The sequence below is a fragment of the Curtobacterium sp. Csp2 genome, assembly GCF_013347165.1.
Genome location: NZ_CP054593.1, coordinates 2,536,068 through 2,551,876, shown reverse-complemented (window position 1 = coordinate 2,551,876; position 15,809 = coordinate 2,536,068). Strand labels below are relative to the sequence as shown.

Sequence of the window (15,809 nt, the reverse complement as noted above, 5' to 3'; positions counted from 1 at the left end):
CACCGATGCCGAGCACCGTCTCGACGTCGAGTGGTTCCGTCGGGCACAGCTCGATGGTCACGCTCGGAGGGTGCTCGGTCGGGTCCCCGACGGCACCGTGACGAGGCGGTGGGGAAGCGATCTGGTTCTTCATGACGACGACGGTTCCATGGCCCGCGAACGGGGGAAAGGGACCAAGGTCCGCCCGGGACTCAGGTCACTCCCGGTGATCGTGGTGCGGTCATCGACGAAGTGCACGCCGCGGCTCCGCGCCGCCGCGGCATGCACGCGCCGCCGCTCGTGGTCGCCGCTGAGCCAACCCGACAACCGGACGACGTGGTCGCTCGCGGAGATCGTCACGTCGGCATGCGGCGCGGCTTCGCGGACAGCGCGCTCCACCCTGACCCGGAGGACGGCATCCGGCTCGGTCGGATCGCACTCGATCGGCCGCACCACGATCTGGTTCCGCACCGGGAGCAGGCCACCGGCTTGTGCGACCGCCATCTCGTGGGCCGTCAGCCGATCGGTGTACGACCCGACATCACCGGTCAGGACGATCTGGTTGCCGCCGACGTCGACAGCGGCGTCGAGTGTGGAGGCATCCAGGCACCGTTCCGAGCGCCAGGAGCGAAGGATCAGGTCGCGGACTCCGAGGTCCACGACCGCGGGTGTCGTCGTGCTCACTTGGATCGTCGTGCTCATGCGGAGAGGATCGCGCCCTGACGCGACCGGCGGCAGGGCACAACGTCCTGCCATGTCCACGCGGCGACCAGGCACGGTCTGGAGGCGCGGTGCGGGCCCGCAGCGCGCCTCCAGACCGACCGTGGTGGCGTCAGACCGTCGACGGTTACGCCGTCGCCCCCTCGATGTGGGTGCGGGTAACGCGCTTGCGGAACACCCAGTACGTCCACGCCTGGTAGGCGAGCACGAGGGGCACGAAGACCAGCGCCACCCAGCTCATGACGGTCAACGTGTACTGCCCGCTCGACGCGTTCGTCACGTTCAGGCTGTTCGCCGGGTCGTTGGAGGCGGGCATGACGTCGGGGAAGATCGCCGTGAACATCGCCAGGACCACCGCGGCGATCGTGACGGCCATCAGGGTGAACGCGCGGCCCTCCTTGCCCCAGGCGTTGCAGAGCACGGCGAGGACGAGCGCGAGCGCGGCGACGACCGACAGCACGAGGCTCGCCGGGGTCGCCCGGACGAAGGCCATGGACACCAGGAACGCGGCGCCGACGACGATCGTCAGCACGCCCGCCCGGGTCGCCAGGCGCTTCGCGCGCTCGCGGATCTCCCCCTCGGTCTTCAGCGCGACGAACGCGACGCCGTGGGTGAAGAACACCAGCAGGGTCGCCAGACCGGTCAGCAGCGCGAACGGGTTGAGCAGGTCGAACACCGTGCCGGTGAAGTTGTGGTCGGCGTCCATCGGGATGCCCCGGACGACGTTGCCGAACGCGACGCCCCACAGGAACGCCGGGACGGCGCTGCCGACGACGATCATGAGGTCGAAGCGGCGCTTCCACTCGGGGTGCTTCCGCTGGTGGCGGTACTCGAACGACACCCCGCGGGCGATGAGCGCGGCGAGGATGAGCAGGAGCGCGAGGTAGAAGCCGGAGAACATCGTGGCGTACCACTCCGGGAACGCCGCGAACAGGCAGGCGCCGGCGACGATGACCCAGGTCTCGTTGAGGTCCCAGACCGGGCCGATCGTGTTGATGAGCACGCGGCGGTCGGTGTCGTCCTTGCCGAGGAACGGCAGGGACATGCCGACACCGAAGTCGAACCCGTCGAGGACGAAGTACCCGACGAAGAAGAGTCCGACGATCGCGAACCAGAGAACGGGCAGGTCCATCTCAGTACACCGTCGCGATCGTCTCAGGAGCGTCCTGCGCTGGGTCCTCGGGCGGGGTGAGGTCGTCGGCGCGTTGGGCGGCGCGGCGGAGCAGGCGGAACTCGACGACCGCCAGCGCGCCGTACAGCAGGGTGAACACGACGAGGGAGATGAGGACCTCGACCCCCGTCACGTTCGGGGACACACCAGCGCTCGTCTTCAGCAGCCCGAACACGAGCCACGGCTGGCGGCCCATCTCCGTGAAGATCCAGCCGACGGTCATGGCGGCCATCGGGAGCGGCGCCGACCAGACCGCGATCCGCCACACCCACTGGCGCTGCGGCACCCGTCCGCGGCGGAGCAGCACCAGACCAGCGATCGCGAGCAGGACGGAGACGGCTCCGAAGCCGATCATCCAGCGGAAGGCCCAGTAGGTGACCCAGATGGTGGGGGAGTAGTCGCCGGGTCCGTACACCTGCGTGTACTGCGCCTGGAGCTCGCGGATGCCCTCGACGGTGCCGTGCGTGGTGTGAGTCGACAGGAAGGACAGCAGGTACGGGATGCGGATCGAGAACAGCTCGTGGACTCCGTCCGGGGTGCCGAGCGTGAAGATCGAGAACGACGCGTCCCGGCCGGTGGCCGTGTTGTAGAGCGCCTCGGCTGCAGCCATCTTCATCGGCTGCGTGTCCACCATGACGAGGCCGAGCTGGTCGCCGGTGAGCAGCGTCACGGCCCCGGCGGTGACCATTGTCCAGAGGCCGAACTTGATCGCCGGGAGCATCGTCTCGAGGTGCTGGTTCCGGGCGAGGTGCCAGCCGGCGACCGCGATCACGACGGCCGCGGCGACCATGAACGATGCTGCGATCGTGTGCGGGAACGCTGCGAGTGCGACCTTGTTGGTGACGACCGCCCAGATGTCGGTCAACTCTGCTCGACCGCGGGACGCGTCGAGCCGGAAGCCGACCGGGTGCTGCATGAAGGCATTCGCGGCGATGATGAAGTAGGCCGACAAGAGCGTCCCGAGTGCGGTGAGCCAGATGCTGGCGAGGTGCACGCCCTTGGGCAGGCGGTCCCAGCCGAAGATCCAGATGCCGATGAACGCTGCCTCGAGGAAGAAGGCGAGGATGCCCTCGAGCGCGAGCGGCGCCCCGAAGACGTCACCGACGAACCGAGAGTACGTCGACCAGTTCATGCCGAACTGGAACTCCTGCACGATGCCCGTCACGACACCCATCGCGAAGTTGATCAGGAAGACGCGTCCGAAGAACCGGGTCAGCTGCAGGTAGTGCGCGCGGCCGGTGCGGACCCAGGCGATCTGGAACACCGCGACCACGAACACCATGCCGATGGTGATGGGGACGAAGAGGAAGTGGTAGATCGTCGTGAGGCCGAACTGCCACCGGGACAGCACCAGGGTGCTGAGCAAGTCGTTCATGCGGTCGACCCTGCTGCCCTCAACGCTTGGGCGCCAGGGACCTTCGTCCCGCGCACATCACTCGGCTCACCGTCAGCGCAGCGCGGCGACTCCGATTCGGTCTGTCGCTGGGCGCGGTCGCGCGCTTCCCGCTTGAGGCGCTCCCACTCGGCCTCGGGAACGCGGTGATGATGGTCGTCTGCGTGCATGTGCTCCAACCTCGCTCACGATCGCCGAAGACCGCAGAGTCCAAGGTCCCGTCGTGCACGCGGGACCTTCGACCCTGCGCGCGGCACCCAGCGGCGCCGAGGATCGATTGGTCCGCGACCGTTCGGCCACGGACGGGGAGCGAGGAAGACGCATGAGCGACATGACCACGACGATCACCAGAACGCCCACCGGATCGGAGGCAGCAGCATTCCGGCGCGGTTCCGGCAGATCGGTGGACGACCGGGTGCTCGATGAGCTGCACACGTGGTGGCGGACGGCGAACTACCTGTCCGTGGGGCAGATCTACCTACTCGACAACCCGCTGCTCCGCCGTCCGCTCACCCGCGACGACGTCAAGCCGCGCCTGCTCGGACACTGGGGCACCACCCCGGGACTCAACTTCGTGTACGCGCACCTCAACCGCGTCATCCAGGACCGAGACCTCGACACGCTGTACGTCACCGGCCCCGGACACGGCGGGCCCGGCATGGTCGCGAACGCGTACCTCGACGGCACGTACAGCGAGGTGTACCCGGGGATCCCGCAGACCGAGGACGGCGTCCGGAAGCTCTTCCGGCAGTTCTCCTTCCCGGGTGGGATCCCGTCCCACGCGGCTCCCGAGACCCCCGGCTCCATCCACGAGGGCGGCGAGCTCGGGTACGCGCTCTCGCACGCGTACGGCGCCGCCTTCGACAATCCCAGGCTCCTCGTCGCCGCGGTCGTCGGGGACGGCGAGGCCGAGACCGGCCCGCTCGCCACGAGCTGGCACTCGAACAAGTTCATCGACCCCCTGCACGACGGGGTGGTCCTCCCGATCCTGCACCTCAACGGGTACAAGATCGCGAACCCGACGGTCCTCGCGCGCATCCCGGAGGACGAGCTCCTCGCCCTGATGCGCGGCTACGGACATACGCCGTACATCGTCTCCGGCGGCTTCGACGGCGAGGACCCCCACGCCGTGCACGCACGCATGGCGGACACCCTCGACCAGGTCCTCGATCAGATCGCCGACATCAAGGAACAGGCCGCCGCGGGCACGCTCGACGGTCGACCGGCCTGGCCGATGATCATCCTCCGGACGCCGAAGGGCTGGACGTGCCCGCCGGAGATCGACGGCAAGCCTGCCGAGGGCAACTGGCGTGCCCACCAGGTTCCCCTCGCGAACGCCCGCGACACCGACGAGCACCTCCGTGTCCTGGAGCGCTGGCTCCGTTCCTACCGTCCCGAGGAACTGTTCGACGAGACGGGTGCACCCGTGGCGCTCGCGACCGCGCTCGCACCCGAGGGGGACCGCCGCATGAGCGCGAACCCGGTGGCGAACGGCGGCCTGCTCAAGCGGGACCTCGTGCTCCCCGACTTCCGTGATTACGCGGTCCAGGTGCCGACGCACGGCGGCTCGGTCAACGAGTCGACGCGGGTGCTCGGCGAGTGGCTGGCCGAGGTCGTGCGCCTGAACCCGGACAACTTCAGGATCTTCGGCCCGGACGAGACCGCGTCGAACCGCCTCGGAGCCGTGCTCGAGGTCACCGACAAGCAGTGGGACGGGGAGTACCTCCCGTCGGACGAGCACCTCGCCCGGGCTGGGCGCGTCATGGAGATGCTCAGCGAGCACCAGTGCCAAGGCTGGCTCGAGGGGTACCTGTTTACCGGTCGACACGGCCTGTTCACCAGCTACGAGGCGTTCATCCACATCATCGACTCGATGCTCAACCAGCACGCCAAGTGGTTGAAGGTCAGCAAGACGATCCCGTGGCGACGGCCGATCGCCTCGCTCAACTACCTGCTCTCGTCGCACGTGTGGCGGCAGGACCACAACGGGCTCTCGCACCAGGACCCTGGGTTCATCGACCACGTCGTCAACAAGAAGCCCGACGTGGTCCGCGTCTACCTGCCGTTCGACGCGAACACGCTGCTGTCGACCTACGACCACTGCCTGCGCTCCGTCGACTACGTCAACGTCGTCGTCGCCGGCAAACAGCCGACGTTCAACTGGTTGTCGATGGACGAGGCCATCGCGCACATGACCCGCGGACTCGGGATCTTCGAGTGGGCGGGCAACGAGGTCCCCGGCGAGGAGCCCGACGTGGTGCTCGCGTGCGCCGGTGACGTGCCGACGCTCGAGACCCTCGCGGCCGTGTCGATCCTGCAGGACGAGGTACCGGACCTGCGCGTCCGCGTCGTGAACGTCGTCGACCTGATGCGCCTCGTCTCCGAGGGAGAGCACCCGCACGGCCTCTCCGACGCGGAGTACGACGCAGTGTTCACCACCGACAAGCCCGTCGTCTTCGCCTACCACGGGTACCCGTGGCTCATCCACCGCCTGACCTACCGCCGTCACGGCCACGCGAACTTGCACGTGCGCGGCTACAAGGAGGAGGGCACGACCACGACGCCGTTCGACATGGTGATGCTCAACGAGATGGACCGGTTCCACCTCGTGATCGACGTCCTCGATCGCGTGCCCGGGCTCGGGTCCCGCTACGCCGGACTCCGCCAACGCATGCAGGACGCCCGAGTGGCGGCGCGGGCGTACACGCGAGCGCACGGCGAGGACGCGCCCGACGTCGCCGACTGGACGTGGACCGATTCCGCGACCACCGCACACCCCGCCACGGTACGCGCGGCCAACGTCGGCGTCGGCGGATCGGGACCGGTGGCTTCGGCCGCCGCGGCCACCGGCGGCGACAACGAATGACCACCCACCCACGAGGAGAGGACATGATCACCATGAAGGCAGCCCGCTACCACGACCGCGGCGACATCCGGATCGAGGAGGTCCCAGCGCCCGAGGCGGCCCCCGGGACGGTCCTCATCGACGTCGCCTGGTGCGGCATCTGCGGCACCGACCTGCACGAGTACCTCGACGGACCGATCTTCGTGCCGCCGGCGGGGCACCCGCACCCCATCTCGGGCGAAGCGGCGCCCGTGACGCTCGGACACGAGATGTCGGGCACGGTCGCGGCGCTCGGGGCCGGCGTCACGGACCTGCAGATCGGCGAGCACGTCGTCGTCGAGCCGTACATCATCCGCGACGACGTGCCCGCCGACCCGGGCACCGAGTACCAGCTGTCACCGGACATGAACTTCATCGGTCTCGCCGGCCGCGGGGGCGGCCTCGCCGAGCGGATCGCTGTCGAGCGACGGTGGGTCCACCCGGTGGGCGACCTGCCGCTCGACCAGGCTGCACTCATCGAACCCCTCTCGGTGGGCCACCACGCCTTCATCCGCAGCGGGGCGCGCTCCGGCGACGTCGCACTCGTCGGCGGTGGCGGACCGATCGGCCTGTTGACCGCGGCGATCTGCAAGGCGGAGGGGCTCACCGTCATCCTCAGCGAGGTCAGTGCTGCACGGAAGGCCATGGCGACCCGCACCGGGGTCGCCGACCACGTGCTCGACCCGACCGAGGTCGACGTCCCCGAGCAGGTCCGTGCGCTCACCGACGGCCGCGGCGCCGACGTCGCATTCGAGTGCGCGGGCGTCGACGTCGTCCTCGACACCCTGCTCAGCGCGGTCCGTCCCGGCGCGGTCGTCGTGAACGTGTCGATCTGGGGCCACCGACCCGTGGTCGACCTCGAGAAGCTCGTCGTCAAGGAGATCGACCTGCGCGGCACGATCGCCTACGCCAACGACCACGCTGCGACCATCGAACTCGTCCGGTCCGGGGCGCTCGACCTCGCGCCATTCATCACCGGCCGGATCGCGCTCAACGACCTCGTCGAGCAGGGCTTCGAGCAGCTCATCCACCACAACGAGGACCACGTCAAGATCCTCGTGCACCCCTGACACCCACCACGGACGGAAGGAGGGGCCCGCCGGTCTTCGACCGGCGGGCCCCTCCTCGTTCGCCGTCCCGTGGCGCGGCGTGGCGGGACCAACGACCCTGCCCCGACGCCTCCGAGCGCTGCACGATCGACTCGTCGGGAGACGACCGACCCACTGCCGGTCACGAGACCGGAACCGAGGAGCAGACAATGACCATCCAGGAAACCCTCCGTCCCAGCGGCGCCCGTGACGACGGCGAAGCGCGCGGTACGCCCGAGCCGGCCTGGTCCGGGTTCGCTCCCGGCGACTGGTGCGATCGGATCGACGTCCGCGACTTCGTCCAGCGCAACGTCGCGCCGTACGAGGGTGACGACGAATTCCTCGCCGGGCCGACCGCACGGACGCTCCGGGTCTGGTCGAAGCTCACCGCTATGTTCCCTACGGAGCGGGAGCGGGGCGTGTACGACGTGGACGCCACCACGCCGGCGTCGATCACTGCGCACGGACCGGGCTACATCGACCGGGACGACGAGCTCATCGTGGGGCTGCAGACGGACGCACCGTTGAAGCGGGCTATCATGCCCTTCGGCGGCTGGAGGATGGTCGCCGGCGCGCTGCAGACCTACGGGTACCCGGTACCGGCAGACCTCGAGACCGTCTTCACGAAGTACCGCAAGACGCACAACGACGGAGTGTTCGACGTCTACCCGCCGTCGGTTAAGCGTGCGCGACACAGCCATCTGATCACCGGCCTACCTGACTCGTACGGTCGCGGGCGCATCATCGGCGACTACCGCCGCGTCCCGCTGTACGGTGTCGACGCGCTGGTCGCCGCGAAGCGCGCAGAGCGCGCCGAGTTGGACGCGCGGTTCTCGACGGAGGACGTGATCCGGGACCGCGAGGAGAACGCGGAGCAGATCCGCGCCCTCCAGGAGCTGGTGACGATGGCCGCGTCGTATGGCTGCGATGTTCGTCGGCCTGCCCGTACCGCCCACGAGGCGGTGCAGTGGTTGTACTTCGCGTACCTCGGAGCAGTCAAGGAACAGAACGGTGCGGCGATGTCGATCGGTCGCAACACCGCCTTCCTCGACGTCTACTTCGAGCGGGACTTCACCGCTGGCATCCTCGACGAACTGCACGCGCAGGAACTCGTGGACGACCTCGTCATCAAGCTCCGGATCGTCCGGTTCCTCCGCACGCCCGAGTACGACGCCCTCTTCTCCGGTGACCCGACCTGGGTGACCGAGACGATCGGCGGCATCGGCGAAGACGGCCGGACGCTCGTCACGAAGACCGCGTTCCGGTTCTTGCGGACGCTGTACGACCTCGGTCCGGCCCCCGAGCCGAACTTGACCGTGCTGTGGAGCGCAGAACTGCCAGCCGGGTTCAAACGGTTCTGCTCACGCGTGTCCATCGACACCTCGGCGATCCAGTACGAGTCCGACAAGCTTATCCGACACACGTGGGGCGACGACGCGGCTATCGCGTGCTGTGTCTCCCCGATGCGTGTCGGCAAGCAGATGCAGTTCTTCGGCGCACGTGTGAACGTGGCCAAGGCGCTGCTCTACGCGATCAACGGCGGACGCGACGAGGTGACCGGTGAGCAGATCGCACCAGCATCGACTCCGGTCGACGGCGAGGTGCTCGACTTCGACACGGTCTGGAACCGGTACGACGAACTGCTCGGATGGCTCGCCGAGACGTACGTGGACGCGCTGAACTGCATCCACTTCATGCACGACAAGTACGCGTACGAGCGGCTCGAGATGGCGATGCACGACCGCGAGGTGCTTCGCACCATGGCGTGCGGAATCGCCGGTCTGAGCGTCGCGGCCGACTCGCTCTCGGCGATCAGGTACGCGACGGTACGACCGGTCCGCGACGACACGGGCCTGGTGGTCGACTACGCGGTGGACGGGGAGTTCCCGACGTACGGCAACGACGACGACCGAGCCGACGCCCTGGCCGTCCGCATTGTGGAACGCTTCATGGAACTCGTCCGGCTGCACCCGACGTACCGGGGCGCGGTGCACACGCAATCGGTGCTGACCATCACGTCGAACGTCGTCTACGGCAAGGCGACCGGGAACACACCGGACGGCCGGCGTGCGGGAGCTCCCTTCGCTCCGGGCGCGAACCCGATGAACGGGAGGGACACGCACGGGATGCTCGCGTCGGCGCTCAGCGTCGCGAAGTTGCCGTACGAGTCCGCGCAGGACGGCATCTCACTCACGACGACGGTGATCCCCAGTGGACTCGGCCGGACCCCGGACGAGCAGATCGACAACCTCGTCGGGTTGCTCGACGCGTACACGGCGTCCGGTGGCTACCACCTCAACGTCAACGTGCTGTCCCGTGAGACGCTCCTGGACGCGATGGAGCACCCGGATGAGTACCCGCAGCTGACCATCCGGGTGTCCGGGTACGCCGTCAATTTCGTCCGCCTGACCCGGGAGCAGCAGCTCGACGTGATCAGCCGGACGTTCCACGCCGGTGTCTGACGCCGAGGAGCTGCGCATCGCGCAGCAGCGTCACGACGAGCTCGTCGCACTGCGCCGCGGGACCCTCGCGAGTGTCCACTCCTGGGAGCTGGTCACGGCCGTCGACGGTCCGGGCACGCGACTCACCGTGTTCCTGTCCGGTTGTCCGCTCCGTTGTCAGTACTGCCACAATCCGGACACGCTGCGCCTGCGCGACGGCACCGTCACGCCCCTGCAGGACGCGCTGGCGACGATCAGACTGTACCGGACCGTGTTCGCGGCGACCGGGGGCGGCGTCACCCTGAGCGGAGGCGAACCACTCATGCAGTCGGACTTCGTCGCACGCGTGTTCGCGGAGTGCCGAGCACTCGGCGTGCACACGGCGCTGGACACGTCGGGGTACCTGGGACGAAACGCATCGGACGCTCTGCTCGCCGACACCGATCTCGTGCTGCTCGACGTGAAGTCCGGCCTCCCGGAGACCTACCGCGAGGTCACGAGTCGCCGGCTTGAACCGACGATCGCGTTCGGCGACCGACTGGCCACGCTGGGCGTACCGGCATGGATCCGGTTCGTGCTCGTCCCCGGACTCACCGAGGCGGTCGACAACGTGGACGCCGTGGCCGGGATCGTCGCACGCTGGCCGAACGTCGAACGCGTCGAGGTCCTGCCGTTCCACCAGATGGGCGAGAGCAAGTGAGAGCGGCTCGGCATGCGGTACACGCTCCACGGCGTGCAGCCACCGGGCGAGCCGCTGCTCGAGCGGGTGCGGAACCAGTTCCGGGCCCGAGCACTGACGGTCTTCTGATCCGACGTGGAGTTCCTCGCGGCGGGACCTTCGGCCCTGCTCCAGCCGTCGGGCCCCGAGAAGGATGGCATCAGCGGGGCAGAAGGAGCCCCGATGAAGTCCGAAGGGACATGAGCACCATGACCACCACGACGCACCGCATCCACTACACTCCGCGGCAGACCGTGACCAACCGCCGCGAGCCGGCTCGCGCGGAACGCGCCCTCGTGACCACCTCAGCGGGTCGACGCACGCTCGGCGGGCTGCGCCTGGCCACGGGGTTCATCTTCCTCTGGGCATTCCTCGACAAGACCTTCGGCCTCGGTTTCTCCACGCCGTCGGCGGGGGCGTGGATCCACGGCGGGAAACCGAGCCAGGGCTTCCTCATGAGCGACGCCGTCAGCGGGCCCCTCAAGGGCTTCTTCGCATCCATCGCGAGCCCGACGACGGACGTCCTGTTCATGGCGGGCATGCTCGGGATCGGCGTCGCCGTGATGGCGGGTGTGGGATTGCGCATCAGCGCGGTCGTTGGGACCGTCCTGATGCTGCTCATGTACCTCGCCGAGTGGCCCTTCGCCGCGAACGCAGCATCGACGAACCCGCTCGTGGACTACCACATCGTCTACGCGCTCGCGCTGATCGTGGTCGCCGTGCTCTCGGCCGGGGACACGTGGGGGCTCGGTGTCTGGTGGAAGCGACTCCCCGCTGTTCGCAAGGCGCCGTGGCTCATCTGAGCCGAACGGACGCAGGGACAGAGCCCGAGGACGAGAGATCCCGTCCTCGGGCTCTGTCGTGTCACCGTGCGTCGGGTTTGCGTATCCCGTGGTCGGCGCCGTACAGCGCGGCCTGTGTCCGGCGCTCGAGTCCCAGTTTGGCGAGCAGCCCGGACACGTAGTTCTTCACGGTCTTCTCAGCGAGATCGAGCCGTTCGCCGATCTGGCGGTTCGTCAACCCGACGGCGATGAGTTCGAGCACCTGCCGTTCCCGGAGCGTGAGGTCCGGCAGGTCGTCGTCCGGCCGCCTGGTGATGCGTTCGACCGCCTGCGCCACCGGGACGGCCGGGAGGAGACTGCGACCTGCCGCGACCTGCCGGATGTCCTCGACCAGGGTCTGCCCGCGGATGTCCTTCACGACGTACCCGGACGCGCCGGCGAGCAGCGCTGCTTGCATCGCCGACTCGTCGTCGTACGCGGTCAGCATCAGGCACGCGATCTCCGGGTGCGCGGACCGCACCGAGCGGCACGCGTCGACGCCGCTGCCGTCCGGGAGGCGGACGTCGAGCACGACGACGTCGGGTCGGGTCGCGGCCACCCGTCCCGGTGTGTCCCGCACGGTGGCGGCTTCGCCGACGACCTGCAGGTCGGGTTGCGCGTCGATGAGGTCGGCGACGCCGCGTCGCACGATCTCGTGGTCGTCGACGAGGAACACCTTGATCATCATGGTTCCTTCCGTTCGGTTCGTCCGAGGGGTGCGGCCCAGACGACGGTGGTGCCGCCGTCGGCCCCGGGGCCGAGCTCGTAGCGTCCGCCGCGCATCGTCGCGCGGGCGGCCAGGTTGGCGGTACCGCTCCGACGCTCGCTCGACCCGGGACCAGGGCCGTCGTCCTCGACGACCACCTGCACGGCGTCGTCGGTGACGGCGACCTCGACCCGGCATTCCGCGTCCGGGGCGTGTCGCGCGACGTTGGCGACGGACTCCCGAACCGCGGCGACGACGTCGTGGGCGAGCGCCCCCGTAACGTCGATGTCGACCGGACCGCTGAAGGTGATGCGAGGCGGGCGGGAGAGTGCTGGGCGGAGCTCTGTGACGACGTCCAGCAGCCGTTCCCGGGTGCTCCGTGCGGCTCGGCGGTCGGAGCTGCCGAGCGTGAAGACCGCTGTGCGGACCTCAGCGATCGCCGCGTCGATGGCGCTGACCTGCTCCTCGAGGTGGTCGCGGAGGTCCTCCGGGACGCGCAGGGCGGTCGCCTGCAGTGCCAGTCCGGATCCGAACAGCCGTTGGATGACATGGTCGTGCAGGTCCCTGGCGATCCTGCTGCGGTCCTCGGCGAGTTCCAGGCGCCGTCGGTCTCGACGGCCCCGCGCCACTGCGAGTGCGACGCTGGTCTGCCGGCCGAACTCGCCCGCCATGCCCAGTTCGGCGTCGGCGAACACCGGGCCGCCCGGCCCGCGGGCGACGACGAGCGCGCCGAGTGCGTCGCCGGCCACCCGGAGCGGGATCGCGATCGTCGGCCCGAGCGGGGGCGTCCACTCGACCCCGGCGACCGCGGTTCCGGTCGTGTCCGCGACGACGGCACCCGTGTCGATGGCACGCCCGGCGAGCGATTCGGCGGCGGGGTACCGGCGGTCGCGGACCGGGTCCGCGACAGGACCGACCGCGATCGCCACCTGCAGGTACTCGGCGTCGGCGTCGGCGTCGGGCAGGACGACGGTGACCAGGTGCGCGTCGACGAACGCGAGGACCCGGTCGGCGATGATCGTGAGGACGTCCTCGATGGACTCGTCCGCGACGAGCGCCGAACTGACGTCGGCCGTCGCGGTCGCCCACCGTTCGCGCAGCCGGCTCTCTTCGAACAGACGCGCGTTGTCGATAGCCACGCCTGCGGTCGCGCCGAGCGCCTCGACGAGCTCCTGATCCTCCTGCGTGAAGTGCCCGCGACGCGGGTTCGTCAGGTAGAGGTTGCCGTAGACCTTGTCGCGCACCCGCAGCGGCACCCCGAGGAACCCCTCCATCGGCGGGTGACCCGCCGGGAACCCAGCGAAGCGCGGGTCCTCACCGAGGTGCTCCAACCGGACGGGGCGCGCGTCCTGCACGACGGCCCCGAGCACACCCTTGCCTCGGGGGAGGTGTCCGATGCGCCGGACGTGCTCCTCGTCCATCCCGACGTGGATTAACCGTTCGAGTTCCTCGCCGTCCGGTGCGATCACGCCGAGCGCGCCGTACTCCGCGTCGACGAGTTCCAGGGCCGCGGCCACGACCGCGTGCAACGTGTCCTCGAGGGCCAGGTGCTCGACGATCCGCCGGTTCGCGGCGAGGAGGTTCCGCAATCTGCCCTGCGTGCGGAGCACCGCCTGCGCACGGTCGACCAGTTCATCGATGGTGCGCTCGAGTGCGGAACGCGGAGCATCCGGGAATGCGAGCGGTTCGACCATGAGGTCCCTTCGGGTGTGGAAAATCCGATCCTAGGACGGCTGATTGAATGGAGTCCACGGTCCCTGACCGCGGTGCAGGCGCTCGACCGGACCGGGGCGCTCGATCCGCTTCGGGTCCGGATCAGGCGCCCCGCGGTGAGCAATGTAGAGGAGCGCTGGAGTCAGCGGTAGGACCAAGGTCCCACGACCTCGTCGCACCCAGGACGCCAGGCAGACTCATCGGTCCAGGAGTTCGCGTCGCCGCTGCGGCACCACTGCCACCGGTGTGCGCCCCTGTGTGATCAGGCCGTGGGCGGTGGAACCGGTGAACACACCGCCGAGGGTTGTCCGGTGTCGACGGCCGACGACGACGAGTGAGGCGAACGGGGCGTGGGCGAGGAGCCGTGCCGCGGGGTCGCCTTCCTCGAGCAGTGGGCGGTGTCGCAACCCGGGGTAGCGCAGGTGCAGGAGCCGCTCACTGTCGGCGAGGATGGCGCGGTTGTGGTCCTCGTACAGCTGCGGGTCCTCGAGCACGCTCAGCGCGCCCGTCGCCGTCGTGACCGGAAGCTTCCACGCGCGGAGCGCGCTGAGACGGCGTCGGCTCCGCAGCGCCTCTTCCGCGGCGAAACGCAACGCCGCGTCCCCGGTCGCCGTGTCGACCCCGAGGAGGACATCGCCGTCGACGGGTTCCCAGTCCTCCGGGACGACCACGACCGGGAGGTCGGCGACTGTCGGCACGCGCTCGGGCATCCAGCCGTCGAGCGCGGTACGGACTCGGTGTTGACGACGGTTGCCGATCACGAGCAGGTCAGCGTCAGCGTCGGCGGCGGCTTCGAGCAACGTGCGGTCGGGTAGGCCGAACCGCACCAGGGTCTCGACGTCCACGTGACTCCGGCCACGGAGCCGCGCAGCTGCTGCTTCCACCAGCGCTCGATCAACGCGGGGATCAGTCGACCATCCGTTCGTCACGGTGACGACGTCTACGCGACTACCGGACGGAAGGTCCCGTTCGATCACCCAGTCGATCGTGCGCAGACTCGCGACGTGCTCGTCGATGCCGACCACGACGTGTTGCGGAACGGGAGCCGCAGCGTCTCGCATGTCAATGCACCTCCGCCGGCGAGGGTACGGCTGAGGCCGTCGCCGGCACTGCGGCGGCCGGCTGGGGGACGATGCAGACCGGCGAGTGGGCGCGGTGCATCAGCGCTTCACCGACCGAACCTCCGAGGAACGCCCCGATGGCGGTCCGGTGTCGTCGCCCGGTGACGATGAGCGAGGCATCGGCCCCGGCTTCCTCCAGGAGTGCGGCCGCGGTCTGGCCGTGTCGACGAGCCGCGCGGACGACGAGGTCTGGGTGGCGGTCCGCCACGGCACGGCTCGCGGCCTGGAGCTCGAGCGTGCTCTCGTGCTCCCACAGCTCCCGGTCGTCCGCGAGGTAGATGTTCGCGTACGGGGAGATCGTCAGCGGGATGTCCCAGGCCCGGACGAGGACGAGTTCGCTGCCACGGACAGCAGCCTGGTCCGCGGCGAACGCGAGCGCGGCCGAGGCGGTCCGACCGTCGACGCCGACCACGACCGGGCCCGCACCGTGGTGCCAGTGCTCGGGGACGGCGATGACGGGCACGGTGGTACGTGCCACGACGCGTTCAGCGATCCGGCCGCCGAGCGTCGCGAGCACGACGTGCGCCTGACGGGCACCGAGCACGAGGACGTCGCTGTCCTCGGAGTCCAGCAGCAGTCGCTCCACCGTCGGCCCCTCCGGCACGGACTGCTCGACCATCAGCCCAGGGTGACGCCGACGCAACCGCGTCTCTGCCTGTTCGAGCCGCTGCTCGGTCCGCAGCACCGTCTCGGAGTAGAGCTCGCTGACCGTGAGGAGCCGAACGCGGTCTCCTGGACGGAGGTTCTCGTCGATCCATTCGATGGTCCGCGAGCCGGCGTCGGTGTCGTCGACCGCGACGGTGTAGCTGGTCATGGTTGCTCCTCGGCAGGTTCTTCCGGTCTGTGCCCGGCTGGCGACCGCGGTGGTCGCCTGCCACGACGGTAGGTCGACCACAGCGAGCCGTGGAGGGTCGAACGTCCTACCGGTGTTGGCAGGCTTCTCCATTCCGAGACGGTTGCCGGGTCGGTCCGGGCGCACCGGGACCTTCGACACTGTTCCCGCGGCGGATGGACCCGCAGCCTCGTAGCGGAGGGGGTACCGACCGCCTCCGGG

General features: G+C 69.3%; 12 protein-coding genes. 5 read left to right on the top strand and 7 right to left on the bottom strand.

Translation table 11 applies throughout. The features are described 5' to 3' along the window. Nucleotides 1-129: 129 nt before the first annotated feature. The 3 genes from HUN59_RS12340 to HUN59_RS12330 all read right to left on the bottom strand — a co-directional run bounded on the left by HUN59_RS12340 (nt 130) and on the right by HUN59_RS12330 (nt 3,245). Nucleotides 130-681 (bottom strand): BON domain-containing protein, encoded by a 552-nt coding sequence (locus HUN59_RS12340; protein ID WP_174778503.1) that lies wholly within the window; start codon nt 679-681, stop codon nt 130-132. A 145-nt stretch (nt 682-826) separates the two neighbouring features. Continuing rightward, a complete protein-coding gene (cydB, locus tag HUN59_RS12335) occupies nt 827-1,831 on the bottom strand; it encodes a cytochrome d ubiquinol oxidase subunit II (RefSeq protein WP_174778502.1) in 1,005 nt (334 codons plus the stop codon). A gap of 1 nt (nt 1,832) precedes the next feature. Next, nucleotides 1,833-3,245, bottom strand: a complete 1,413-nt coding sequence (locus HUN59_RS12330; protein WP_174778501.1) for a cytochrome ubiquinol oxidase subunit I — start codon at nt 3,243-3,245, stop codon at nt 1,833-1,835. Between the two features lie 349 nt (nt 3,246-3,594). Here HUN59_RS12330 and HUN59_RS12325 point away from each other — a divergent pair, with 349 nt between their 5' ends. The 5 genes from HUN59_RS12325 (at nt 3,595) to HUN59_RS12305 (ending at nt 11,197) form a co-directional block, all read left to right on the top strand. Next, nucleotides 3,595-6,129, top strand: a complete 2,535-nt coding sequence (locus tag HUN59_RS12325; protein ID WP_174779480.1) for a phosphoketolase family protein — start codon at nt 3,595-3,597, stop codon at nt 6,127-6,129. A 32-nt stretch (nt 6,130-6,161) separates the two neighbouring features. After that, a complete protein-coding gene (locus tag HUN59_RS12320; protein ID WP_174779479.1) occupies nt 6,162-7,217 on the top strand; it encodes a 2,3-butanediol dehydrogenase in 1,056 nt (351 codons plus the stop codon). 188 nt (nt 7,218-7,405) lie between these two features. Further along, nucleotides 7,406-9,697 (top strand): formate C-acetyltransferase, encoded by a 2,292-nt coding sequence (gene pflB, locus HUN59_RS12315; protein WP_174778500.1) that lies wholly within the window; start codon nt 7,406-7,408, stop codon nt 9,695-9,697. Next, nucleotides 9,690-10,376 carry a pyruvate formate-lyase-activating protein gene (pflA, locus tag HUN59_RS12310; RefSeq protein ID WP_174778499.1) on the top strand — a complete coding sequence of 229 codons (687 nt, stop codon included), beginning with the start codon at nt 9,690-9,692 and terminating at the stop codon, nt 10,374-10,376. Before pflB ends, pflA begins: the two co-directional genes overlap by 8 nt. A gap of 227 nt (nt 10,377-10,603) precedes the next feature. After that, a complete protein-coding gene (locus tag HUN59_RS12305; protein ID WP_254629867.1) occupies nt 10,604-11,197 on the top strand; it encodes a DoxX family protein in 594 nt (197 codons plus the stop codon). 61 nt (nt 11,198-11,258) lie between these two features. Here the strand turns inward: HUN59_RS12305 and HUN59_RS12300 are convergent, their stop codons facing one another. The 4 genes from HUN59_RS12300 to HUN59_RS12285 form a co-directional block, all read right to left on the bottom strand. Further along, entirely contained in the window at nt 11,259-11,900 is a 642-nt protein-coding gene (locus tag HUN59_RS12300) for a response regulator (protein ID WP_174779477.1), read from the bottom strand. Beyond that, nucleotides 11,900-13,615 carry a sensor histidine kinase gene (locus HUN59_RS12295; protein WP_174778498.1) on the bottom strand — a complete coding sequence of 572 codons (1,716 nt, stop codon included), beginning with the start codon at nt 13,613-13,615 and terminating at the stop codon, nt 11,900-11,902. The genes HUN59_RS12300 and HUN59_RS12295 overlap by 1 nt, the downstream gene beginning before the upstream one ends. Nucleotides 13,616-13,831: 216 nt before the next feature. Then, nucleotides 13,832-14,659, bottom strand: coding sequence for a universal stress protein (locus HUN59_RS12290; RefSeq protein WP_174778497.1), 828 nt, complete (start codon nt 14,657-14,659; stop codon nt 13,832-13,834). Between the two features lie 37 nt (nt 14,660-14,696). After that, the gene (locus HUN59_RS12285; protein WP_167510069.1) at nt 14,697-15,569 is read right to left on the bottom strand and encodes a universal stress protein; all 873 of its coding nucleotides are present in this window, start codon (nt 15,567-15,569) and stop codon (nt 14,697-14,699) included. Between the last annotated feature and the right edge of the window lie 240 nt (nt 15,570-15,809).